Source organism: Arthrobacter sp. A5, assembly GCF_051131705.1.
GTDB lineage: Bacteria > Actinomycetota > Actinomycetes > Actinomycetales > Micrococcaceae > Arthrobacter_M.
In genome coordinates, this window is the sequence record NZ_CP180316.1 from 38,742 (window position 1) to 61,845 (window position 23,104).

21 protein-coding genes and 2 pseudogenes are annotated in these 23,104 nt (G+C 64.7%); 10 read left to right on the plus strand and 13 right to left on the minus strand.

The features are described from left to right. Positions 1-32 precede the first annotated feature (32 nt). Positions 33-1,616 carry a GMC family oxidoreductase gene (locus ACLLJI_RS00190; protein ID WP_434616503.1) on the minus strand — a complete coding sequence of 528 codons (1,584 nt, stop codon included), beginning with the start codon at positions 1,614-1,616 and terminating at the stop codon, positions 33-35. Further along, on the minus strand, positions 1,613-2,248 hold the full coding sequence (locus ACLLJI_RS00195; protein ID WP_434616506.1) for a hypothetical protein: 636 nt from the start codon (positions 2,246-2,248) through the stop codon (positions 1,613-1,615). The genes ACLLJI_RS00190 and ACLLJI_RS00195 overlap by 4 nt, the downstream gene beginning before the upstream one ends. A gap of 333 nt (positions 2,249-2,581) precedes the next feature. Between ACLLJI_RS00195 and ACLLJI_RS00200 the strand changes: the two genes are divergently transcribed. Continuing rightward, complete coding sequence (locus ACLLJI_RS00200) at positions 2,582-2,830, plus strand: hypothetical protein (RefSeq protein WP_434616509.1); 249 nt, start codon at positions 2,582-2,584, stop codon at positions 2,828-2,830. A 116-nt stretch (positions 2,831-2,946) separates the two neighbouring features. Here ACLLJI_RS00200 and ACLLJI_RS00205 read toward each other — a convergent pair whose 3' ends face one another. The 6 genes and pseudogenes from ACLLJI_RS00205 to ACLLJI_RS00230 form a co-directional block, all read right to left on the minus strand. After that, on the minus strand, positions 2,947-6,396 hold the full coding sequence (locus ACLLJI_RS00205; RefSeq protein WP_434616512.1) for an SNF2-related protein: 3,450 nt from the start codon (positions 6,394-6,396) through the stop codon (positions 2,947-2,949). 12 nt (positions 6,397-6,408) lie between these two features. Next, a complete protein-coding gene (locus ACLLJI_RS00210; protein ID WP_434616515.1) occupies positions 6,409-10,155 on the minus strand; it encodes a TM0106 family RecB-like putative nuclease in 3,747 nt (1,248 codons plus the stop codon). A gap of 410 nt (positions 10,156-10,565) precedes the next feature. Further along, complete coding sequence (locus ACLLJI_RS00215; RefSeq protein ID WP_283559599.1) at positions 10,566-11,153, minus strand: HD domain-containing protein; 588 nt, start codon at positions 11,151-11,153, stop codon at positions 10,566-10,568. A gap of 85 nt (positions 11,154-11,238) precedes the next feature. After that, the gene (locus ACLLJI_RS00220) at positions 11,239-11,676 is read right to left on the minus strand and encodes a pyridoxamine 5'-phosphate oxidase family protein (protein WP_283559598.1); all 438 of its coding nucleotides are present in this window, start codon (positions 11,674-11,676) and stop codon (positions 11,239-11,241) included. 3 nt (positions 11,677-11,679) lie between these two features. After that, positions 11,680-12,099, minus strand: a complete 420-nt coding sequence (locus tag ACLLJI_RS00225) for a MarR family winged helix-turn-helix transcriptional regulator (protein WP_434616520.1) — start codon at positions 12,097-12,099, stop codon at positions 11,680-11,682. Between the two features lie 116 nt (positions 12,100-12,215). Continuing rightward, positions 12,216-12,374, minus strand: a pseudogene (locus tag ACLLJI_RS00230) (endonuclease/exonuclease/phosphatase family protein); the annotation flags it as partial. A gap of 163 nt (positions 12,375-12,537) precedes the next feature. Here ACLLJI_RS00230 and ACLLJI_RS00235 point away from each other — a divergent pair. Together ACLLJI_RS00235 and ACLLJI_RS00240 are read left to right on the plus strand one after the other, a co-directional pair. Continuing rightward, positions 12,538-13,455, plus strand: coding sequence for an SGNH/GDSL hydrolase family protein (locus tag ACLLJI_RS00235; RefSeq protein ID WP_434616523.1), 918 nt, complete (start codon positions 12,538-12,540; stop codon positions 13,453-13,455). Then, a complete protein-coding gene (locus ACLLJI_RS00240; RefSeq protein WP_434616526.1) occupies positions 13,452-13,757 on the plus strand; it encodes a hypothetical protein in 306 nt (101 codons plus the stop codon). Before ACLLJI_RS00235 ends, ACLLJI_RS00240 begins: the two co-directional genes overlap by 4 nt. 114 nt (positions 13,758-13,871) lie before the next feature. Here ACLLJI_RS00240 and ACLLJI_RS00245 read toward each other — a convergent pair whose 3' ends face one another. The 3 genes from ACLLJI_RS00245 to ACLLJI_RS00255 are packed head-to-tail and all read right to left on the minus strand — an operon-like array spanning position 13,872 to position 16,567. Beyond that, positions 13,872-14,639, minus strand: coding sequence for an amino acid ABC transporter ATP-binding protein (locus ACLLJI_RS00245; RefSeq protein ID WP_434616529.1), 768 nt, complete (start codon positions 14,637-14,639; stop codon positions 13,872-13,874). Next, positions 14,636-15,646 carry an amino acid ABC transporter permease gene (locus ACLLJI_RS00250; protein ID WP_434616532.1) on the minus strand — a complete coding sequence of 337 codons (1,011 nt, stop codon included), beginning with the start codon at positions 15,644-15,646 and terminating at the stop codon, positions 14,636-14,638. Before ACLLJI_RS00250 ends, ACLLJI_RS00245 begins: the two co-directional genes overlap by 4 nt. 6 nt (positions 15,647-15,652) lie before the next feature. After that, a complete protein-coding gene (locus ACLLJI_RS00255; RefSeq protein ID WP_434616535.1) occupies positions 15,653-16,567 on the minus strand; it encodes an ABC transporter substrate-binding protein in 915 nt (304 codons plus the stop codon). A 321-nt stretch (positions 16,568-16,888) separates the two neighbouring features. Between ACLLJI_RS00255 and ACLLJI_RS00260 the strand changes: the two genes are divergently transcribed. Together ACLLJI_RS00260 and ACLLJI_RS00265 are read left to right on the plus strand one after the other, a co-directional pair. After that, complete coding sequence (locus ACLLJI_RS00260; protein WP_434616538.1) at positions 16,889-17,500, plus strand: TetR/AcrR family transcriptional regulator; 612 nt, start codon at positions 16,889-16,891, stop codon at positions 17,498-17,500. Between the two features lie 75 nt (positions 17,501-17,575). Further along, positions 17,576-18,037 (plus strand): DUF3817 domain-containing protein, encoded by a 462-nt coding sequence (locus ACLLJI_RS00265; RefSeq protein WP_434616541.1) that lies wholly within the window; start codon positions 17,576-17,578, stop codon positions 18,035-18,037. A gap of 90 nt (positions 18,038-18,127) precedes the next feature. Here the strand turns inward: ACLLJI_RS00265 and ACLLJI_RS00270 are convergent, their stop codons facing one another. Then, positions 18,128-18,601: a PIN domain-containing protein gene (locus ACLLJI_RS00270; protein ID WP_434616544.1), complete on the minus strand. Its 474-nt coding sequence runs from the start codon at positions 18,599-18,601 to the stop codon at positions 18,128-18,130. 228 nt (positions 18,602-18,829) lie between these two features. On the opposite strand from ACLLJI_RS00270, the gene ACLLJI_RS00275 reads away from it, so the two are divergent. Continuing rightward, positions 18,830-19,912 (plus strand): IS630 family transposase, encoded by a 1,083-nt coding sequence (locus ACLLJI_RS00275; protein WP_434612124.1) that lies wholly within the window; start codon positions 18,830-18,832, stop codon positions 19,910-19,912. On the opposite strand, the gene ACLLJI_RS00280 is transcribed toward ACLLJI_RS00275, so the two are convergent. Next, entirely contained in the window at positions 19,909-20,370 is a 462-nt protein-coding gene (locus tag ACLLJI_RS00280; RefSeq protein WP_434616547.1) for a helix-turn-helix domain-containing protein, read from the minus strand. The genes ACLLJI_RS00275 and ACLLJI_RS00280 overlap by 4 nt on opposite strands. Positions 20,371-20,552: 182 nt before the next feature. Here ACLLJI_RS00280 and ACLLJI_RS00285 point away from each other — a divergent pair, with 182 nt between their 5' ends. The 4 genes and pseudogenes from ACLLJI_RS00285 to ACLLJI_RS00300 form a co-directional block, all read left to right on the plus strand. Then, the gene (locus tag ACLLJI_RS00285) at positions 20,553-21,617 is read left to right on the plus strand and encodes an LLM class flavin-dependent oxidoreductase (protein WP_434616550.1); all 1,065 of its coding nucleotides are present in this window, start codon (positions 20,553-20,555) and stop codon (positions 21,615-21,617) included. Between the two features lie 251 nt (positions 21,618-21,868). Next, positions 21,869-22,135 carry a type II toxin-antitoxin system Phd/YefM family antitoxin gene (locus tag ACLLJI_RS00290; protein WP_434616553.1) on the plus strand — a complete coding sequence of 89 codons (267 nt, stop codon included), beginning with the start codon at positions 21,869-21,871 and terminating at the stop codon, positions 22,133-22,135. Then, positions 22,132-22,395: a type II toxin-antitoxin system RelE family toxin gene (locus ACLLJI_RS00295; RefSeq protein WP_434616556.1), complete on the plus strand. Its 264-nt coding sequence runs from the start codon at positions 22,132-22,134 to the stop codon at positions 22,393-22,395. The genes ACLLJI_RS00290 and ACLLJI_RS00295 overlap by 4 nt, the downstream gene beginning before the upstream one ends. Positions 22,396-22,723: 328 nt before the next feature. Beyond that, positions 22,724-22,952: pseudogene (locus ACLLJI_RS00300) on the plus strand (LLM class flavin-dependent oxidoreductase); the annotation flags it as partial. Between the last annotated feature and the right edge of the window lie 152 nt (positions 22,953-23,104).

Sequence of the window (23,104 nt, forward strand, 5' to 3'; positions counted from 1 at the left end):
GACAGCTTCCGCGCGGACCCGCCTCGCGGCGGTCAGATCGCGGTCGCCTTCATCTGCTCTGCAATATATTCCGCCTGCCGGATCGCCAGGGCGACTATGGTCAGCGTCGGCTTGGCCGCCGCACCGGTGGTGAACTGTGAGCCGTCGGAGACGAAAAGGTTCGGGACATCATGCGTCTGACCCCACTGATTGACCACACCGTCCTCGGGGCGCTCGTTCATCCTCGCGGTGCCCATGTTGTGCGTGGACGGGTAGGGCGGCGTATGATGGGTCGAGAGTGCGCCCACGGCGTCATAGAGCAGTGAACTCTGCCGATAGGCGTGACCGCGCATGGCAGCATCGTTCGCGTGATCGTCATAGTGCACGTTAGGAACCGGCAGGCCAAGCCGGTCCATGACGGACGTGTTCAAGGTGACGCGGTTGCTTGCCTGCGGCATATCCTCACCCACAATCCATAGCCCCGCGGTGTTCTCATAATCTTCCAGTAGCGCCGTGAATCCAGGTCCCCAGGCACCCGGATCGATAAAGCTGGCCAGGAAGGCCGGTCCCAGCGAGATGGTTTCCAGATAGTAGCCGCCGGCAAATCCGCGGTCCGCGTCATGGCGGGACTCGTCTGCGACGAGTCCGGCCATGGTCTCGCCGCGGTACATGTGCACTGGCTTGTCGAATCTGGCGTACACGGAGCCGGTGGTATGGCGCATATAGTTGCGTCCCAGCTGGCCGGAGGAGTTTGCCAACCCGTCCGGGAAGAGAGGCGAGCCGGAGAGCAGCAGCAGTCGGGGTGTCTCGATGGAATTGCCGGCCACCGCCACTATCCGGGCCCTTTGCTGCTGGAGCTCTCCGTCGGCGTCGATGTACAGCACACTGTCCACCGAACCTTCTGGTGTGTGGGTGATCTGCACGGCCTGGCTGTTGGGGCGCAGGTCAAGCTTTCCGGTGCGCAGGGCCTTGGGAATTTCCGAGACCAAGGTGGACCATTTGGACTTGTTTTTGTCTCCCTGGAAGTTGAAACCGTCCTGGATGCACGCGGGGCGACCGTCGTAGGGCTCGGCATTGGTACCGTAGGGACCCGTGGCGTAGTGCCGGTAGCCGAGCCGTTGGGCACCGGCGGCCATGACCTTGTAATTGTTGTTCGCGGGCAGGGCCGGGCGCCCGTGCCGGTGGGTGCTGCCGATCTTTTGCTCCGCCCTGTCGTAGTACGGGGCCAGGTCCGCCAAGGTGATGGGCCAGTCCAACAGATTGGCACCGTCAATCCGCCCGTAGGTGCTGCGGGTTTTGAATTCGTGGGCCTTGAAACGGGGTGTGGCACCGGCCCAGTGCGTGGTGGTGCCGCCGACGGCCTTCACGACCCACGCCGGCAGATTGGGGAAGTCCCGGGCGACCCGCCAGCTGCCGGACGTGGTCCGCGGGTCCAGCCAGGCCATCTGGTTGAACGCCTCCCACTCATTGTTGACATAGTCCTCATTGCCGAGGTGGCCGCCGGCTTCCAGCAGGACCACCTTGACACCCTTTTCCGTTAGTTCGTGGGCCAGCGTGCCCCCGCCAGCCCCTGAGCCGACAATCACGACGACGGAACTGTCATCGTGCGCGAAGCTTGTCGATTGATTCTCGCTCATGCTGTTTCGCCGCCTTCGACCATGCCGGTTCCCTTGAACACGTCGTCAAACGGTTCATCGGTCAGTGCGGTCTTCGCTGGTTCGGCGGCAGATACGGGCGCCGCTGCTGGCGCCGCCCCGCCGTCGGGCCCGGTCTTTGCAATGACGTAACCCAGCGGACCCACCTCGGCCAGCGCCTCCTCGCATTCTTCGATCCGAGGCTCAGGCAGCCAAGCAAGGTCATTGAACCCGCGGTGGAGGTAGCCGCCCTTGTCAAAGGACTCACCCTCGTAGCCGAGAAGCGCCCAGACCTCTGGATCATCGTAAAAGTTCAACACTGTGGTTCTGCGGATGAAGCCGAAGAACTCCAGGTCCGCGATGCGTTTGAGCACGGCCAGAGCCCTGTCCTCGGTCAGCTCCAGGAAGTGCTCCGTGGTGAGCGAATCAAGGGTGAGCAGCCCCTGGGTCAGGGCGACCCGGAACCAGGTGGAGTCGTCCGCCTCGGTGATGATCTTGTCGGCCATCCGTTCGTAGGGCCCGTCCGGGATCTTCGGGTGGGGAAACGCCACCCGGATTATCCGGGTCAGCGTGCGCCGGGCCTCGTCCGTGAGCTGCAGCGCGTTGAGAGTGGAAAACTTCGCCGGGTACGCCATCGTTTCTTCCCCTTGACTGGTTTTAACTGACTGGGTTTTAACTGACTGGGTTCATCGAAGTACCCATGAGGACGTCGTGTCCGCCGTCGGTGCACAACGGGTACTCCGAGAAGTGTGTTGCCTGCCACTGTGAGTATCAAGGGGTGGCCCTCCGCCTGGTTCCCATGGGAGGCCGCAATCCGCCTCCGATATGTTCAGGCCCACGTCGCCGGCCTGGCCGCGCCCTCTTCCGCGTCCCGGACAACGCGGGTACCGTGAAATTGCGGCCGGTGGCCTGGACAAGGGGTCCAAGGCCACGAAACTGCGGCCGCGTTACCAGCGAGGAGAAGCGGCATGGACATGGGACATCAGAATACGGAATCTGCGGGCGCCCGCCCGGGTCCGGACGCAGCCGGGAGTATTCCCCCGGAGCCGCTACCCGGAAGTGATCCACGGGAAAACCCGGATGCGAAACCGCTCGGCGATCCCACGCATGATCCGGGCACCCGTCCGTTCGGTGATCCGCACGAGAATCCCGATGTGGAACCCTTGGGGGATCCGGGCGGGGAGCCTCCCGCGCAGTCGCCGCAACCCCTGCGTTAGAACTCCTGTTGGACCTAATGCCGGAGTGGGCTGGGTCTCCACGCGGCCGTGGGCCGCCTCGGCCGACCACCGGGTTCCGCGGGCTGGCTTGGTTGGCTACCGGGTTCCGCTGGCGTCTACTCCAGCAGCCCGCGGATATCGTCGGCGGTCAGCGCGGAACTGAACATGGCGTCGTCGTCCATTACCGAATTGAATAGCTTCGCCTTGCGTTCCTTCAGTGCCATCACCTTCTCCTCGATGGTGCCCTTGGCAATCATCCGGTAGACCATGACGTTGCGGGTCTGGCCGATCCGGTGCGTCCGGTCAACGGCCTGGGCCTCGGTCGCGGGGTTCCACCACGGGTCCAACAGGAAGACGTAGTCCGCCTCCGTCAGGTTCAGCCCGAAGCCGCCGGCCTTGAGGCTGATCAGGAACACCGGCGCAGCGCCATCCTTGAAGCGGTTAATGACCTCGGCGCGCCGACGGGTAGAGCCGTCCAGATAGCAGTAGGCGATGCCCTGCTCATCGAGCCGCTCGGCCGTCTTCTTCAAAAACGAGGTGAACTGGCTGAAAATCAGGGCCCGGTGGCCCTCCGTCAGGACGTCTTCGAGCTGCTCGTAAAGGGCCTCGAGTTTGGCCGACGGCACGGAAGCGTACTTCGCATCCACCAGCGACGCGTCCAGACTGAGCATGCGCAGCAGTGTCAGGGAGCGGAAGACGATAAAGCGGTTCTTGTCCATATCCTGGATCAGGCCCAGCAGCTTCTGCCGTTCGCGCTGCAGGAACGTCTCGTAAATCTTTTTATGCCGCGGCCCGAGCTCCACCTCGAGCACCTGCTCCTGCTTGGCGGGCAGGTCCTTGGCAACCGCGTCCTTGGTGCGCCGCATCATCAAGGGGCGGATCCGGTGCCGCAGCCGCGCCAGCAGCGCTGCGTCCTCGCCGCGTTCGATGGGGCGCACGTAATCCTCGGTGAATTTCCGCGGCGACGCAAACAAGCCGGGCGCGACGATGGAGAAGATCGACCACAGCTCCATCAGGTTGTTTTCCATCGGCGTTCCGGTAATGGCCAGCTTGAACGGGACATTGAGGTCCTTGGCGCATTGATGGACCTTGGCGGCGCGGTTCTTCACGAACTGCGCCTCATCCAGGATCAGACCCGCCCAATTCTGTGCCTGGTAGCCCTCAAAATCCAGCCGGAACAGGGCATACGAGGTGACGACGACGTCGGCTCCGGCAGTCGTGCGGGCCAGCGGAACGCCGCTTTTGCCCTGCGTATCCGTAACGCCCACAACCGTCAGTGCGGGAGCGAAGCGGGCGGATTCGGAGAGCCAGTTCGGGACCACGGACGTCGGGGCAACGACAAGAAACGGAGGCTCCCCTGACGCCTGTCCTGGCGCCTGCCCGGCGGCCTGTCCTGCGGGCTGTTTCGCGTGCAGGATCAGGGCCAGCGCCTGCAGCGTCTTGCCCAGGCCCATGTCGTCGGCCAGGATGCCACCCAACCGGTTCCGCCAGAGGAACGCGAGCCAGTTGAAGCCGTCCAGCTGGTACGGGCGCAGGATGGCCTGCAGTGTTACCGGCGGCGTGGTGGGCTCCACATTGTCGAGCTCCAGCAACCCGGTGACGGCCGCGCGCCAGCTCTGCGCCTGTTCCGTGTCCTCGGCTAGGTCCTCAAAATCGGACCAGAGACCCGCCTGGTAACGGCTGATACGCAATCCGGTGTCCCATTCCTGCAGCGCACGGGCCTCGTCAATGAGCTCGTGCAGCCGTGCGAAGACCGGCTGATCCAACGACAGGTACGTCCCGTCCACCAGCAGCAGCTTCGTCTTGCCCTTGGCCAGCGCCCGGAAAATCTGGTCGAACGGGATCTTCCGTCCGTTAATTGTGACCATGACGCCGAGATCGAACCAATCGCGCTGGTCCGTCTCCACGGTGCTGATGGTCAGCTGCGGGGGATCGGTCAGTTCCCGGTAGTCCGGGCGTTCGCCCAGCACATCCACCCGGACGCCGTCGAGCATTTCCACCTTCGGCAGGACCTGTTCGCTAAATTCGGCCGCGTCAATGCCCACCAGCGTCGACTCCTCGCTCAGCGCGGCCGGGCGCAGGGCCGCCTCCGCCAGCCGCAGCCGCGCGGTCTCCGCGGGCACATCGCGGTAGCCGGGCACAGCCGGTGCCCGGTGCAGCGGGAGTCGGGCGGCGGTGTCCGGCTGCCGGTACTCCCAGTCCCAGTGCAGCAGCAGCGTGTGGCCGGGCTGGTAGGCAGCGGTGAGAACGAGTACGGGCGGCTCGATCTCCGGGAACTGCACCGAATTATCCAAGCTGGCCACCCGGACGGACTGCCGCAGCCTCGGGTAGAACTCTGCCATGAACTCGTTCACGTCCGGCGCCGGTACGACTACGGGAGAGACCTGGTGCAGCACGGACCGCTGCTCCTTGGACAGCGGTGCGGCGGTGGGCGCGAGCGTGATGACGGTCGGGGCCAGCGCGTAGCCGTATACACCGTGGTTGCCGATGAGGCCAGCGGACTGCACGGGGTGCGGACTACCGTCGATGCTCAGGGCAGCGGTCAGCTCGATGGCACCATCGGCCCCGTCGGCGGAGGCGTTGAGGCTCACGGCAGCGTTGGTGCCGACGGTAATCAGGGCGTCCTTCGTGGTTCCCACCAGTGCAATCCCGAGCCGGGCGGCGTCCTCGAACAGATTCCACAGCAGCGGACTGCTGAAATCATCTAGGAACAGCCAGTCATTGTCCTGGCCGAAATATACCTGGCCGTTGGCCCGGTGCAGCGGCGCGAACTGGCAGAACCAGCGGTGCTGTTCGGGGTCCAGGTTCAGCCGGTGCACCTGGTAATTGACCGTGTTCCAGGTCAGGCTCCCCTTCACCCAGTTGCCCTTGCTGTTGTGGATGACCGGCCGGACACCGAGCCGGTAGCCGCCGGGTCCGGCCTGCTTCGGGGTGGATCCGGGAGGCGACCAGCGGTCCCGGTGCCGCGGGGCCGGCGCACGAAGCTCGAACTGCAGTCCCATCGCGGTAACCGTTGTCCGCGCCGCGCCGGGGGGAATCCCCGGTGCTGTACTCGTCCACGCGACAGGTTCGCGCTCCCCTCCGGGCCGCACGAGCGCGCTCAACGAGGATTTCCAGGCTGCCACCGCCTTCCCGTCAGCCGACGGCGCAGCTGGCTCAGCTGATGGTGCGCCGGAGGGTGTTAGCGCGGGTTTCATGGCAGCAAACTGCGCTGATGCCAAGGCATTCATGTCCTGCTGTACGCGGGCTGTATTGCTGCTCAGCAGGGTGGCGGCGACATGTTTGCAGTCGTAGCCCACCGGGCAGCTGCAGCTGCTCCCAACGGGCATGAGCCGGCCGCCGCCGCGTGCAGTCAGGTTGATCCGGCAGTGGTACGGGGCGCCGGCGCCGCCCAGGATAATGCCAGTCAGCAGGCCGGCGCCAGGATCCCAGCTGAATTCCCGCACGGCGCCATCTCTGGCGTAGCCGCGGCCACGGTCGAAGGTGGGCTCGCCGACCAACCGGACGATGTCCGCAACATCCACCAGGGGAGGGAGGTCGAGCTGCCGGGCGGCGTGATTAGACACTGGATAATGCTCTCACGTGGCGGCTTCCGTTCCGCCGTTGCCGGAGCCAGGTGCGGCGACCGGCACCCCGACGGCGGCCGCATCGGGCCGTGCGCGGTCGCACAGCCCGATGAATCCGCCCAGTTGCTCAAGCCCTTCGGGATGGACGGGCAGGTAATTGGTCAGCGCCGGGGAGCGGACGATGACGGCGCGCCATTGCCCGCGGGAAACCGCGACATTAATGCGGTTCCGGGAGAGCAGGAATTCCATCCCGCGGGGAACGTCACCGGCCGCGGAAGCCGCCATGGAGACGATCACGACCGGCGCCTCCTGGCCCTGGAACCTATCTACCGTACCGACTCTCACATCCGCTAGCCCGGCGAGCCGGAGCTCGTGCTGGATCAGCTGGACCTGCGCGTTGTAGGCGGCCACCACCAGAAGGTCCTGCTGCTGGAGGGGACGTTCCTGGCCGCCGTGCTTGGGATCCAACCAGCCCAGTCCCAGATGCGCGCGCACCTGGCGGACCACCTCGGCAGCCTCCTCCGGGGAGGAGGTCGAATTGCCGGAATGCTCGACATAGCTGCAGCTCAGCCCCGCAGGCGTCCCCGTCAGGTGCCGCTGGGACGCCGCGGGAGCCGACCCGAGCCGGCCGTCGTAGGACAGTTCCGACACGGCCGCGCATAGTTGTGGATGCATCCGCCACGATGTTGCCAGGAAATACCCGAGGCCGGCGGAGAGGGTGTGGGCGCCGCGGGAGAGCCAGCCGAGCGCCGATTCGTCCACCGGTTCGGGATGGGTCCCCTGCGTCACCTGCGGGAGCTGCTGCGGGTCCCCGAGCAGCAGCAGCCTTTTCGCCGCCCGGGAGACGGCCATGGTGTTGGCCAGCGAAAACTGCCCGGCCTCGTCAATCACCAGCAGATCCAGGGCATTCTCCGGAATTCTTGCGCCGGTCATGGTCCATGCTGTGCCACCGATCAGGGCGCCGCCCGGAGTGGTAAGGAGCTCCGCGGCGCCGTCGTCGGACTTCCCGGCCCACGGAACCGCGGCCCGGGGATCGGTGGGCCGCTTGGCCACCCGGTCCGCCGGGACGCCGGCCTTGTCGATGGCGGCGCGGAGCATATTTTCGACGACGGCGTGCGACTGTCCGACAACGCCGACCTTCCACCCGCGCGCCACGAGATTTGCAATGACGTGGGAGCCGACATGGGTCTTGCCGGTTCCCGGAGGTCCCTGCACCGCCAGATAGGAACGGTCCAGATCGGCGACCGCCGCGGTGATGGCATCTGCGTAGCCGTCGGGCCCGGCCGCCACCGGCGGCAGTACCGGCAGCGTGGACAGCCGGGGTGCTGCGCGGCAGAGAAGATCCAGCGCGGGATGTTTGGGCAGCCCGGGCAGGGCGGAACCGACCCTGGCGGCCAGTTCGGACAGGGCGTCTTTTTGTCCCCTGGTGGCGATCGGGCTGTCCGGGGTCAGCGCGACGGGGAAGTCGGCATGCTCGTCAGCACCCTTACGGAGTTTTTCGGTCACCACCAGTATGTCCGCATCGCTGCGGTGCTCCACCTCGAGCACCTCGGTGCTGAACCAGCCCGCCCGCCCGTTGGTGCCGTCGTCGCTCTTTTGCAGGGCCTGCGGGAAGGGCGGTTCATACATCCGGAAGAAGGTTTTTCCCGGTGCGAAACCCGAGCCATCGGCCATCCGGCCGGTCAGCCGGAGGGTCCGCACCGCGTTGCTGCGCGCGGTGGGTTTGCCCCAGTCCTGGAGCACCTCGGCCCGGTCCACGATGAAGACATCGCGCGTATCCGCCCAATCGGGGACAGGCTGGTTCAGCCGGTCAAAATGCCCCCACCAGAACTGCTTGTCTTCGCGCCGGTGATAACCGACGGCCGCGGCCACCATGGCGATGGCCTGATCCTCCGCGGTCAGCGCCGCGCCGGCCAGAGTGGCGCTGCGGGCGGCGACGTAGTCCAGCAGCCGGGCTTCTTTGGGCGATGGCCCGGGCTGCTCGGTCTCCAGCGGGGCGGTCCGCGCGGGGGCCGATCGAATTCCGCGGTCGGCTGCGAGCCGCAGCAGCCAGTTGCGCAGTTCCAGGGTCGAGAGGCAATCGTATTTGTTGTAGTCGGAAATCCCGGCCAGAATCCGGTCGGCCTGCTCCGGGTCGCCGGCGTCCCGGGCGTCGCAGTAGTCCGCATAGGCCACCACCGATGCGCCGGCATCGGTGACATCGCCGCTGCGCAGATGGCTGCCCATGTACAGGGGTTCGAGTCTTTTAATGCTGTACGACTCCGCGGAGATCCGCAGGCTGTGCCGGACCGTCTCGTACAGATCCACCAGGATGCCGTCCCGAAGCAGCCCGTCCACGGCGTCCTCGCCCACCACATGGATCAGCGAAAGGTGGCGCAGGGCCGTCTTCTCATACGGGGCGTAGTGATAGATCCGGAGCAGGGGGAAGACGGCGCGGCGTTCGGCCACATAGGCCAGGAAATCCAGAAAGGCATGGCGTTCCTCGCCGCGGCCGTGCGCCCAGATCGGACGAAAGACCGGCTCTCCGCCCGGTGACTCCGGGTTTTCCAACACGCCAAAGAGGTATTCCAGACCCCACTTGCCGGTCGCCGGGTCCTGCCAGAGCGGATCGCCCTCGAAGTCGAAAAAGATGTCACCGGGGCAGGGCTTAGGTAAGCGGCCCAGGGTGTTGTCCGGCAGCACGGTGTAGCTGATTTCCCGCGGTGTTCCGTCCGGCCCAGGGTATGCCACGGTGCCGTCCGGGACGGCGGTGCCGGTCTGCAGCCGGGCCTGCTCCCGCAGCCGCACGGTGGTCGGATCCGGCCCAGCGCCGTCGTCGTCGGTCATGGCTGCCAGCTGGTCGATCCCGGCAATGCCGGCGTCCATCAGCTTCCGGCGGCGGTTTAGCGTCATGCCGGCGACCATCAGCAGGTCGCGGTGCAACCGGACCTGCTCGGCGCAGTAATCGCACCGCCCGCACGCGGTGTAGCGGCTGTCGCCCCATCCGACCGGGCCCGGGTCGGCCCGGTGTTCAGCGGTAATGCCCAGGAAATGGCGCCGACGCTCCCGGAAGACGGGCAGGACGTCCGCCAGGGGGTGATCGCTGTGCCTTCCGTCGCCCAGGAGCAGGGTCACAACGGGCGACGGCGTAATCCCGGCTTTCAGGAGCTGGTCACCGTAGGCGGCGAGTTGCAGCAGCGCCGTAACCTTGGCGTGCCGGGCAAGTTTGGTATCGAACACGGCATACGTGGCCGCAGCGTCGGTAGTCCCCGGATCTGAATGGTCTGTGCCAGCTCGGCCGACACCCCGGCCGCCACCGATTGCGGCGGGTGGTGTGCCGGCGCCGTCGTCCGTTCTGCGCGGGGACCTGACCAGGAAGTCCGCCCGGCCGTGGAAGGTGCCGTCAAAGAACGCCGCCTGGAATACCACGTCCGCACTGTTCGTCAGGGCGGCGATGGATTCGGCATGCTTGGCCTGCAGCGTTCCGCGGTCCATCGACGTGGCGGGAACAACGTTGTAGACGCCCGTGCCGGCGGCCGGATTCCACGGTCCGAAGTCGGCCAGATACCGCTCCAGGACCCTATGCTCGTGGACATCGCCGAGTTTCGCGGCGCGCTCCAGCATGTCGTCCGCGGCGAAAACCACCTTCGGCGTGCGGCCGAGGCACTCGTCCAGCTTGCGCAGCAGCTGGTACTCGCACTGCGCCGCGATCACCAGATCGCTTGCCGAATAGACAAGGTCCTGCGGATCGCCCGCATGCTCCGGCTCAAGAAGAAACACGCTGCCTCCGACTGTTCTGTAGTGGTGATGACAACGTATCAGCGGGTGCTGACATTTCCCGCCGGGGACTGGACCGCCTGGTAGTGACGGGCGCGGGGCCCTCGGCAGGGCGTGAAGCCGGTGGTCGTGACCCGGGGAGCGCTGAGCGCCGTCGGTTCCGACGACGTGAAGTCCACGGCGGCGCGGCCGTGCCTCACCGATCGCTTTCCGGAGGTCGGCTCCGTCTGCCATACGGAGCTCAAGGCCATCGCGGGCTCCGCCAGGCTCTTTATCGCACCGGTGAAGCCACGCCTTCGCCGACGCGGCACTTTATTGCGGCGTCCCGTTCTGGCGTCCAAGGATCGCCGAGGCCCCGGCGTGGACCTGGGATGCCGCGCCGATGCTGAGGTGCTGCTATCTCCCTTCGGGTGTCACCGGTCGGCGTGTCCCGCGGGATCATGCGCTTCCGCTGAATCCGTGTTGTCCGCGGCGACGATGGCCTCCAGCGTCGGGATGAGGTCAGGGTTTGCCCGGTTCAGGATGAGCAGCACCTCGGATTCGGGTACCGCACGGTAGAGAATTTCCCGCGCGTCGGCGTACTTGGTGGTCGGCGTCTTCTCCGGCCATTTTCTGGCCAAGGCCTGCACGCGCTCCGGCAGCGAATTATGCGCATTGTCGGAGATCTTGACCAGCGTCGCGTCGTGATCCTCCGCAACGGCGCGGATACAGGCCAGATAGTCGTCCGGATCGTCCTGCAGATTCTTGGAAACACGCTCAATGAGCTCGACGGCATGCGGCGGTACGCCCATGTCGAGCAGGCCCTGCCGCGTCATGGGCGTATCCTCGGCAATATCGTGCAGGTAGCCGGCGATCCGGATATCATCGTCGAAATCGGCCAGCGCATCACCGACCGCCAGCACGTGTTCGACATACGGGCGCTTAAGTTTGTCCTTCTGCCGGGAGTGCGCGACCTCCGCCAGGACCATTGCGGTGTCCACGGTGAATTGTGCTTCCGTCATGTTTCATCCTCGCCATCAGTCGATCGCTCCCAGCGGAACGCCTGCCCTGCTCTCAGGGTATCCAGTGCCCCGGACAAAACACGTATTAGCCGCTGAGGTCGGTCCGCTCCAGCTCCGGACCAGTATGCAGCCGGCGGCCGGTCACCTGGCTGGGGACTATTTCCACGAATGCGGACTTCACCGACGAGGTCCACGGCCGCAGGGCGAGTTTCTCCGCCATCTCGATCTCCGCCCCGCTCTGCAGCTGCCGTGCCTGGCCCTTGACCACCACACTCCACACCGAGCTGCTGGAGCGGCCGTCCGTTTCAAGGGCAACCGATCCGTTGATGGTCAGCTGCAGCAGCTTCTCGCCCGGCGCAGTGCGGATCATGATCTTTTTGTCGTAGGCCAGAAAGTTCACAGGGAAAATCTCCGGCGTATCGTGCACGCTTACGGCCAGCCGGCCCAGCGACGCTCCCAGCAGCAGGTCCCAGCACTCGGCCTCATTCAAAATGACGGTGGGGTGTTCAGCATCGGGCAACATGGGTCATTCACTCCAGCCAAGGTTGTGGGCCATCCGCTGCAGTACGTCCACGGCGGCGTCGTATTCTTCTTCGGGGATGCCCTCGGCGATCTGCGTCCGGTGCCGTTCCACTACTTCACTAAGCCGGGCCAGGCTTTCACGCCCGATCGCGGTGAGCATGAATTGACCTTCGTCGTCGGCCACCCATCCGCTGTCGACCAGTTCGGCAACCGGCTCAGCGGCGGAGACATCGGATTCGGAATCGAAAAACGGCTTGAGCACCTTCGTGAGCTCTGCCTCGGTGGACGGACTGCCGGTCAGCACATTCAAAATCTGCCATTGCCGGCGGGTAACGCCGTGTTCTTCCACGAGACCATCGAACTGCTGGTTAATGAGCCCGTCAACCAGCTTCAGCCAGAATCCGAGCGGACGTTGGGTTGCCATGACCTCACTATACAAAGTTTGGGTAGCTGCGGGGCGAAAGGGGACGACGCCGGCCGGTTTGGATTCCCGTCGTCAAGACTTGGGCGTTGCCGATGGCGCCCCGAAGAGGAACTGCCCTAGCTGTACTCGGCGGTCACGAGGATACGCATGTGATCGGAGTTGCCGCGGGGCAGCGTTTCCACGCTCTTGATGTCAAGGCCCAACGACCTGGCGATGTCGAAGTGGCCCTTGAAGACCATGTAGCGCGTGCACGTCCTCCGGTCGCTGAGGGAGACATCGTCCCTCCCGTTTGGCCCGGCTGAAGTGCCGCTGACCCGGGCTGCAGTTTTCCCCGCTGAAGTCGGCAGCACTGCGGGTAGGGTGGGAGGATACGGCCGGCCGGCCACGAGTGACCCATAGCAGGGCGCGAGCCTTCCTTTCGGGAATGAGGGCGTGACCATGACGATCGGTCAGTACGACGGCGGCGCGGGCCGGCGGCCGCTTTGGGCCAGGAAGCTCGTTGTTGCGGTCCTGCGTTTAACACGGGTGTGCATTGGCAGCCTCGCCACGGTCGTAGTACTCGCCGTCGTCGAGGCGTATTGGGTCGGGGTTCACTTCCGCAGGGCCACGGCCGAGGAGACTCCCCGGGCGGCGGGAAGCTACGGCGCCGGGTATGCAGGTGCCACCATCCGATTGGCTGTGCTGGGGGATTCGAACGCCCTCGGAGTCGGCGCCTCGCGACGCAGCCAGACCATACCCGCACTGCTGGCCCGCGGTCTCTCCGCGAAGGCCGCGCGACCGGTGATCTTGGACAACGTTGCGGTTTCGGGTGCCGAATCGAGGGATCTGGCCGCGCAGATCGGACTGCTGACCGGGATTCCGGATGTGACAGTGATCCTCGTCGGCGGCAACGACGTAATGCAGCTGCGTTCCATCCCGGCGTCGGCTGCGCTGCTTGCCAGCGCGATCCGGCATCTGCAGTCACAGGGGGGTCAGGTGGTGGTCGGTACCTGTCCGGATATGGGGACCATCCAGGCGCTAGTGCCGCCGTTGCGCTTCATCGCCGGATGGTATAGCCGGGTCCTGGCCGTGGCGCAGACTTTCGTGGTTCTGCGCGCGGGTGGCCGGGCGGTTGCGATTGGCGGTATGCTCGGGCCGCAGTTTCTGGAAAACCCGGGGCAGATGTTCGCGACTGACCATTTCCATTCCTCGCCGCTGGGCTATGCGCGGGCCGCGCGCCTGCTCCTGCCCAGCGTCTGCGCGGCCGCTGCACCCGTGACCGGCGTTCATCTGGCGGTCCCCCGCACCGTATTTATGCACCGACGGGCCGGAAGTGGGTGGCGGCGTTGGGCACGTGGATGGGACGACGGGCCTTGACCTCCGTCCGAAGTGTGGACTTGGGCCGGGAGCCGGGGCCGGGTAGGGACCCGGCGCTGGATGCGGCACTGGACGCAGGACTGGACCCGGCGCTGGGGCTGGATCTGGCCGCGCCTGCTCCAATTCCGTGGACCGGACCCGTGCCTCAGGCGGCCGGAATGGCGGGTGATTCCACCGTGCCCGACCGCCCGATGGGCATCATGAGCGTGCTGCAACGTGTATGGGAGGGAGTTGCAGCCCTCACGGGCGGCCATGGTCTCAGCCGCTGGAACCGGCCCGCTGAGTTCGCCCCGCGCCGCTGATAACGGGGCGTACCCGCGAAACCGGTGCTGCCCAGCACCGGTTTGGTGGGCACGCCCCGTCTTCGAGTGGCCGGCAGGCGGCGGATCAGCGTTTCCCCGGTCAGAGCATCCCGGTCAGAGGACCTTGGACAGGAAAGCCTTGGTCCTCTCATGCTGCGGGTCGGTCAGCACCTGGCGCGGATCGCCGGATTCCACCACGACGCCGCCGTCCATGAACACCAATGAATCCGCCACTTCACGCGCGAACCCCATCTCGTGTGTCACCACGATCATGGTCATTCCGCTCTTGGCCAGCCCCTTCATGACATCCAGCACCTCACCGACGAGCTCGGGGTCCAGCGCGCTGGTCGGTTCGTCGAAGAGCATCAGCTTCGGGTCCATCGCCAGCGCCCGGGCAATGGCCACGCGCTGCTGCTGGCCGCCGGAGAGATGCGCCGGGTAGTAATCGCCCTTGTCGCCCAGCCCCACCCGTTCCATCAGCTCCATCGCCCGCGCCGTCGCCTTGGCCTTGGACATCCGCTTGACGCGCATCGGGGCCTGGATGATGTTCTCCACCGCGGTCAAATGCGGGAAGAGGTTAAAGCGCTGGAACACCATGCCGATGTCCCGGCGCTGGAAGGCCGCTTCCTTCGGCTTGAGCTCGTACAGCCTGCCGCCCTTCTCCCGGTAGCCGACCAGCTGGCCTTCCACGGAGAGCCGGCCGGCATCGACCCGTTCCAGGTGATTAATGCAGCGCAGAAAGGTGGACTTTCCGGAGCCGCTGGGACCCACAATGCACAGCACTTCGCCGGCGTCGACGCTCAGACTGATGCTTCGCAGCACCTTGTTGGACCCGAAGCTTTTGGATACACGGTCCGCGTGCACCATGGTCATGCCCGTCATCCCTTGCCCCCTGCATCATTGCCGGCGGGCGCGTCGATCAGTGCCGCCGTCGTCGGGCCGTTACCGGCGTCGGAACCCGCGACGGCGGCCGGGTCGCCGCCCGCCGTCGGCTTGTCCGCCTTGCGCCGCCCGGTCCCGCGGGAGAAGCGCTTTTCAATGAAATGCTGGCCCACCATCAGCACCGAGGTGAACAGCAGATACCAGATGGAGGCCACGATCAGCAGCGGCACTGGAGTGAACGTCACCGCTGAAATGCCGCGGGAGACGCCGTAGAGGTCGATGCTCAACGGTATCGCCGCCACCAGGGACGTGGTTTTGAGCATCGAGATCACCTCGTTGCCGGTGGGCGGAATGATGATCTTCATGGCCTGCGGCACCACGATGTAGCGCATGGTCTGTCCCCAGGACATTGCCAGCGCCTTGGAGGCCTCTTCCTGCCCCTCATCCACCGACAACAGGCCGGCGCGCACAATCTCGGACATGTACGCCGCCTCATTGAGCGCCAGCCCGATCACCGCGGTGATAAAGAGATTGTGGAAAACGTCATTGGGCACGGTCACCCACGGCGTCATGAAGGGAACGCCCAGAGTGAGCACCGGGTAGATCAGCGCCACGATGCCCCAGAACACCAGCTGTACATAGACCGGCGTGCCGCGGAAGATCCACAGATACAACCAGGCGACGCTCTTGACCACCGGGTTTGGCGAGAGCCGCATGATGGCCAGAAGCAGCCCGAGGACAATGGCGATCAGCATGGAATAAACGGTCAGCTGCAGGGTCACCAGCGCGGCCTGGCTGATCCGCTTGTCGAAGATGTATTTGCCCACATCGGCCCAGCCGTAATCCTCGCGCTGGGCGGCGTCGAGAATGAAGACCGCAAGCGCGAGCACCAGGACGACGGCGATCAGGGCGCGCCACGGGTGCCGCAGCGGGACGGCCTTGATGGCCTCGCCCTCCTCGCCGGAGTCCGGGGGAGTGGCGCTACGGGCCTGCTCCGGATCCGTCATTGTCGGTTACCCCTTCGCGCCGACGTTGAGGGCCGCCGTCTGAACACCGCCGCTTTCCACACCCCACTTGGCCAGGATCCTGGTGTAGCTGCCATCATCGATCAGCGCCTGGAGGGCCTTCTGCAGCACCGGGGTGAACTCGCTGTTCTGCGCCACGGGTATGCCGTACGGCGCGACCTCGAACGCATCGCCGGCCGTCTGCAGCTTGCCCTTTGTCTGCGATATCGCATACAGCGTGACAGGCGAATCGGCGCTCATCGCATCCACCTGCCCAACCGCCAGGGCATTGGTGGCCTGATCCTGCGCGTCGTACCTGAAGATCTCGATGGCCGCCTTACCCGCGTCGGTGCAGGCCTTCGATTTGGCAGGGACCTCATGCGTGTCCTCATAGGTGGTGGCCTGCACACCCACCTTGAGGCCGCAGGCGTTCTCCGGATCCACTGTCTTGCCCACCGGGGCGGCCCACTGGATGCCGGCCGAGTAGTAGTTGATGAAGTCCACCTGCTTCTCCCGCTCGGCAGTATCCGTGAAGGAGGACATACCCATGTCATCCTTGCCGGCCTTGATGGCGGGCAGGATGTTATCGAACGTGCCGATGTCGAAGTTGACCTTCAGGCCGAGCACCTGGCCCAGGGCGTTGGTCAGATCCACGGACCAACCGGCGGGTTTGCCATCGCCGTCCTTGAATTCGTTCGGCGGGTAATTATTCGCCATCCCGACGTTGAGGACCCCGGCGGCCTTTATCTTCTCCGACAGCTTGGCCGCTATCGCGTCGTTCTTCTTGACCGCAACCGCGTCCGCAAAGCCGGCGGAACCGGAGGAGGCGCCACTACCCGCGGCAGGAGAGCTGTTGTCAACGCACCCCGTGAGCATGAGGGCCGCAGCGGCAAGGACGGAGACGGCGGCATATCGTGATCGCATAGCTTGCTTCTCTCATCGGGGATGCGCCCGAGAGCGCCTTGTGCCGACCTTACAGCGGGCACTGCTGTGATCTGGGCCATATGACGACGACGGCGGGTTGCGGTTTGGTGACGGATTCCAGGCCGCACGCAGCCCCGAAGGCCGCATGGCGAGGGGCCGCGGCCGCGAGGCAGGGGCCGGCCCACGAGAACGGTGCTGCCCGGCCCCGGTTTCGTGGGGCAGCCCCTTCCTCGCGGCACAATGGTGGGTCAATTTTCCGGCCGGGCCTCCGATTGCCGACACGGTGTCGGTGCGCCGTAGGCTGACGAGTGAACCGACACGGTGTCGGCGGGAAGGAAGCCGGACGATTATGGACACCGGACGTCGCGAAAACCGCCGCGCCGCCCTCCTGGCCGCGCCGCCCCGCGGGCTGCGGCCCGAAACGACCTGCTCAACGGGGGTGCCGCGGGCGTCACGCTGGCTAGGGTGGGCAGCGCAACGGGCCTGGCCAGGAGCAGTGTTTATGATTACTTCGGCTCCTCCGGCGATCTGCTTGCCGAGGTGGCCGCGCTGGCGTTCGGCGAGTGGGCCGCCGACGTCAGGGCCGCCGTCGTCGACGCCGACCCTGGCTGGCCGCAGCTGCAGACCTACGTTTCGCGGACCCTCATGATGGTGTCGGAGGGAAGGCATGACATCGCCGCGGCGCTGGACAAAGTGGACTTCACCGCGGCCCAGCGCGAGAGGTTCCGGGACCTGCACCTTGACATCACCGAGCCGATGCTGCGGAGCCTGGTCTACCTCGACGTGCCCTCCCCGGAAGCACACGCCGCCCTGATCCAGGGAATGGTCGACGGCGCCACGCGGCAGGTCGGCCACGGTGCCGATGCGGCACAGCTGAGCGCCATCACGTGCGAACTGATCATCAACGGACTGCCCACCGTACATGTCCCCTGACTCGCACCGCCCCTACCCTCAGGCCGCGGTACCTACCGACTGACCAATCCGACAACCCTAGGACTTGAACCACGCATGTCACCACGCCTTTTTTACCGGACGCTCGCCTTTGCCGAGGCCGTCACCTGGACCCTGCTGATCATCGCCATGGTGCTCAAGTACGCCTTTAACGCCGGCGGTCTCCCGGTGCAGATCGCCGGATCCATCCATGGCTTCGTCTTCATCAGCTATGCGCTGACCGCCGGGCTGGTGGGCGTGAACCAGCACTGGCCGAAGCGGCTGACCACCCTGGCCGTCGCAACCGCCATCATCCCCTACGCCACCATTCCCTTCGATCTGGTGATGGACCGGAACGGAATGCTCGACGGCGCTTGGCGGCGTACCGCGACCGCTGACCCGCGCGATCACACCCCGGTCAGCCGGCTGCTGCGCTGGATGCTTCGCCGCCCGGCCGTCCTGGGCGGCGTCTTTGTGCTGGCCGTTGTTGTCATCATGAGCACACTGCTGGTCATTGGTCCGCCCGGCGGCCGGAGCTAGGCGGATTTTCCGGCGTGCTGCTCTCCGGCTTCCCCCTGCGCAGCCATGACGTGTCTGCCAATTTCGCAAATATGACTGACTGACAATCAATCAGATGTTGTAGAGGCCGGAGAGCGCCAAGCCCGCCAGCTGAGCCTTGACATAACCGGCAAAATCCGGCGCGCCAGCATCGATCAGAGCGGCGGGTAGCGATTTGGATCCTGGTCGAGCGGCCCAGTAGCTGCACTGCTTTTTGATTGCTGCTAAAATCGCGTCAGGTCGCCGCTCCGCCGTGAGGGAGAGCATGTCATCCGGTAGGAATATTGCAAACTCGAATTGCTCTGAAAATTCCTCAAAATCTTTGTGGTTTGCTGTTACCAGATAGTCGACGTGCCCATGCGCCGCTGCGGCGACCACGTGAGCATCATGCTTGTCCTTGCCTTTCAAGAGGCTCGGATGGATCTCGTACCCAGAGATCATTGCGTTCGGGAACGAGTTTGTCAGCACTTTGCGCCAACGGCCGATGTCACTGTCCGAAGCACCCGGATTATCTCGCCGTCGGTTATATAGGAACTCCGTCATCACGTCTTCGCTCCAGCGCAATACGATTCCTTCAACGCCGGAATTGAGGGAGATCAGGGAAAACCAATCTCGAAGCGTACGCGAGTAGAGAACGTTAGCGTCTAAGAAAATGAGTGTGGCCCCAGGTTGCATGGGCTCAGCCTATGCGGTCCCCGGGGCCACGCCTACGATGGCACCTAGTGTAGCGTGTCGTTGTTTCCTTTGGGTCTGATTGTTTGTCAGACTTGATCCATGGTTTATCTGGCAAAGGCACTTCAGTTGCGCGACGGGGACCGGGGCGCCCTGGAAGCGTTGACTCGTGGGAATTCTTCCACTGCGACGTTGGCGTTGCGGGCGCGCACGGTTTTGTTGGCTGCTGACGGGATGCCGAATGTCCAGATTGAGAAGATCACCGGGTTTTCGGCGCCCACGGTTTTGAAGTGGCGCAACCGCTATGCCGAGGGCGGGATCGAGGCCCTGTCCGATGTCCAGCGCCCGGGCCGGGAGCGGGAGATCGACGAACTCGCCCTGATTGCCGACACCCTGACCAATGACGGGAACCCGCCGGCGGAGCTGGGGATCTCGCACTGGTCCGCGCGCATCATGGCCGAACGCCACGGAATCTCTTTTTCGTCCGTGGCCCGAATCTGGCGCCGTTGGAAGATCCAGCCGCATCGGATCGAGACGTTTAAATTCTCCACCGACCCGGCCCTGGAGTCCAAGCTCCGGGACGTGGTGGGCCTGTACATGTCCCCGCCGGAAAACGCGGTGGTGGTGAGCATTGATGAGAAGACCCAAATCCAGGCACTGTCCCGCACCGGCCCGGACCAGCCGCTGTCCCCGACCCACCCGCTGCAGCAGACGCACGACTACAAGCGCAACGGCACCACCACCTTGTTCGCCGCCTTGGAGGTTCTCACCGGCAAACTCAGCGCGAACGCCTTCTACCCAAAGCACACCAACATCGAGTTCGTCGATTTCCTGGGCCGGGTCGCCCACGCCCACCCCGGGGTTGAGCTGCATGTCATCTGCGACAACTATGCGACCCATAAGCACCAGAACGTGAAGGACTGGCTGGCCGAAAACCCGCGCGTGAGCCTGCATTTCACCCCGACCAGCTGTTCCTGGCTGAACATGGTGGAGATCTTCTTCGGGATCATCACCCGCCAGTGCCTCAAACGCGGAGCATTCAGCTCCGTGAAAGAGCTGGAGGAAACCATGGAACGCTACATCGAGAACTACAACCAGGACGCCAAACCATTCACCTGGACCAAGTCAGCGGAGTATCTCCTGGGCAAGATGAAACGCAAACAAACCATTAACACGGAACACTAGTCCTGATTGAAACCCAAGGAGTCTTCCAGCTCCCGAAGCTCGTCGAATGACTTGCGTTGGTCGCCCAGATGCGACTCTGCGAAGACCCGAAGGTCAGCGCGACTAAATCGAGTATGCGATCCAACTTTGTGGAACGCGATTTCTCCGCTTGCCGCGAGCTTTAGCAATGTCGGCCGAGAGATACCCAGCATTTTGGAGGCTTCAACGCTTGTCAGGGCTTTCGGCAATTGGGTGATCCCGATTGCATGGCCAGAAGCTGCGAGTCGCAGGATGGTCTGCAATAGACCACTCAGGTCGTCGGGCACGATGACCGCCTCTCCGGACGAAGACTGGATCTTGATTTGGAGATCGCTGGGATCAACCTCGTGAAAACGCCGAGACATTTCTCTGGCCTCTTCACTTTGCGATGGCGTAACGTCGATCGTGCGAACATTTTGGATGGCGGTAAGCGCAGCCATGACAACATCTCCTTTTCACTTGTATCAATCATCTGGCATAAGTGAAATAAGTGCAAGCGTGGCCACCATCGCGAAAGTAGTGTCGAACCTCGACAGGAAGGCATCGTTGATGGTCGGAAACGGCCGACGGCGGCGGGCCACCCCCGGCCGAATACCAGCCGCGTGCGTGGGTTGGAGAGCATATGAAGCGAATAGGTTTCCTCTCCTTTGACCATTGGGGTCCCCTCCAAGGCTCCGGCACCCGCACGGCGGCGGACGCGCTGCTGCAAAGCATCGACCTGGCCGTGGCTGCGGAAGAGCTGGGTATAGACGGCGCATTCTTTCGGGTGCATCACTTTGCCCGGCAATTGGCCGCGCCATTCCCGCTGCTGGCCGCGATCGCAGCGAAGACCAGCCGGATCGAGATGGGCACCGCCGTGATCGACATGCGCTACGAAAATCCGCTTTATATGGACGAAGAGGCCGCTGCCACGGACCTGATCAGCGCCGGACGGCTGCAGCTGGGCATCAGCCGTGGTTCACCCGAGCCCGCCCTTGACGGCCCGGCGTCGTTTGGCCACGTTCCGGTGCAGGACGAGACGCAGGCGGAAATGGCGCGTCGGCACACGGAAGAATTCCGTCATGCCCTCACCGGCGCCGGTATTGCGCGCGCGGGCACGGGCTACCACGGCGGCGGTCCGGCCGCCCTGCTGCCGGTCCAGCCGTCGTCGCCCGGGCTGGGGGAGCGGATCTGGTGGGGCGCTGGAACCCGCGCAACCGCCGTGTGGGCCGCCCAGCAGGGAATGAACCTGATGAGTTCCACCCTGCTCACCGAGGACACCGGAGTGCCGTTCGACCAGCTGCAGGCCGAGCAGCTGCGGCTGTTCCACGAGACCTGGAACCAGACGTGGAGCGGGGCCGGGCAGGAGACCGGGCACGCGCGCCGGCCCCTGACATCGGTCAGCCGCAGCGTGCTGCCCGTGGTCGACGACGAGGACCGCTACTACTTCGGGCTGCAGGGGCAGGCAGGCAGCCAGGACCAGGTCGGGGTGCTTGATGGCGCCATGTCCCGGTTCGGCAAGAGCTACACCGGCGAGCCGGACGTGCTGGCCGAACAGCTGGCTGCCGACGAAGCCGTGCAGGCCGCCGATACGCTCCTGCACGCCGTGCCGAACCAGCTTGGCATGGCGTACAACGCCAAGCTGCTGGCCAACGTCGTGAAGTACATTGCCCCGGCGCTCGGCTGGAAGGCGGCGGCGCCGGCATAGGCGAGTGCGGCTAGGTGCATGACGGCGAGGACGACGGTCGTTATTCCCGCAACTAGCAGGCTTTTGGACATCTTGCTGCTGGCACGAGTTGCGATTGACTCTGGAACCCAAAATGCAAACACTCCACCGTTGCCCCGGAAATGCAGCTTCAGCAGTTTCATCCCGACATACTCTTAGCCGAAGTACGCGCTGCGGGCGGCGGCGGTTTCCGCGGTTATGTACGTTCTGTACAGTGAAGCTAGTATTAGTTTATGAGTGAGATGAGCGTGACCGACGCACGGAGTCGCTTGTCCGAAGCGGTTGATACAGCCCGGGTCACGCATGAGCCGGTGTACCTGTTGCGCCACGGCCGACGGGTCGCTGCCTTGATAGATGCAGAGGACCTAGCCAATCTGATCGAGGCTGCGGAGGATCTGGACGACCTGCGGGCCGCAAACGCAGCCCGGGCGGAGATGGCTGAAAGCGGCCAAGCGCCGATACCTTGGGAAAAAGTTAAGGCTGAACTCGGCCTCACGTGATTTATGCCATCCAGATCGCACCGGCCGCGGCACGCCAATTGCGCAAGCTCCCTCCTGAGTCTCGCCGGCGAATTCAGGCCGCGATCGAATTGCTGGCTGTAACGCCACGCCCTCCGGGCACGAAAAAGCTCGCCGGGAACACGGGCGATTGGCGTATCAGGACCGGAGACCACCGGATCGTCTATGAAATTCATGACGATCGGCTTGTTGTTCTGGTCGTTGCTGTGGGCCACCGACGCGGGATTTACCAATCGAAATGAAGGTCAATCTCGTGCTCGGCTGCCTTGTCAGCTGGCGGGCGACGTCGTGCCCTTGATAAGCTTGTGGTTTCGGAACCCGTGGTGCTCGTCCCCGAGTCCTGGCACGTTGACGTTTGCGAATGGAGCCACACGGTAGGGATCATAGAGCTCGGTTTTTAGCTCGCTAGGAAGGCGATGAGCAAAAGCGTTGATCATCTTAGCCTCAATGGCTTTCACGTCCTGGGCCGGAGCGTAGCACGCCACGCGTTTGCACGCCAAGGCATGACTCTTCCGCCGCAACACCGTTTTCGATACGGCGTATGTAGGCAGTTCAAACCTCAGCGCTGCGGCCCTGCTGGACAGTCAGGACCAGGTCGGGGTGCTTGAGGGTGCCATGTCCCGGTTTCGGTAAGAGCTACATTGGCGAGCCGGACGCGTTGGCCGAGCAGCTGGCCGTCGACGAAGCCGTGCGGGCCGCCGATACGCTGCTGCTGACCGTGCCGAACCAGCTGGGAGTGGAGTGCAACGTCAAGCTGCTGGCCAACGTCGCGAAGTACATTGCCCCGGCGCCCGGCTGGAAGGCGACGGCGTCGCATAGGCGTTGGTTCGGGCTAGATGCGGTGCGGTGCGGTTGCGATCAAGACGAGGACGGCGGCGGCGGGGAACGGCGGGTGCGCGGCAAGACTCACCGACCTGTCCGGAAGCCCGGCGACCTGCGTTCGTTCCCCGA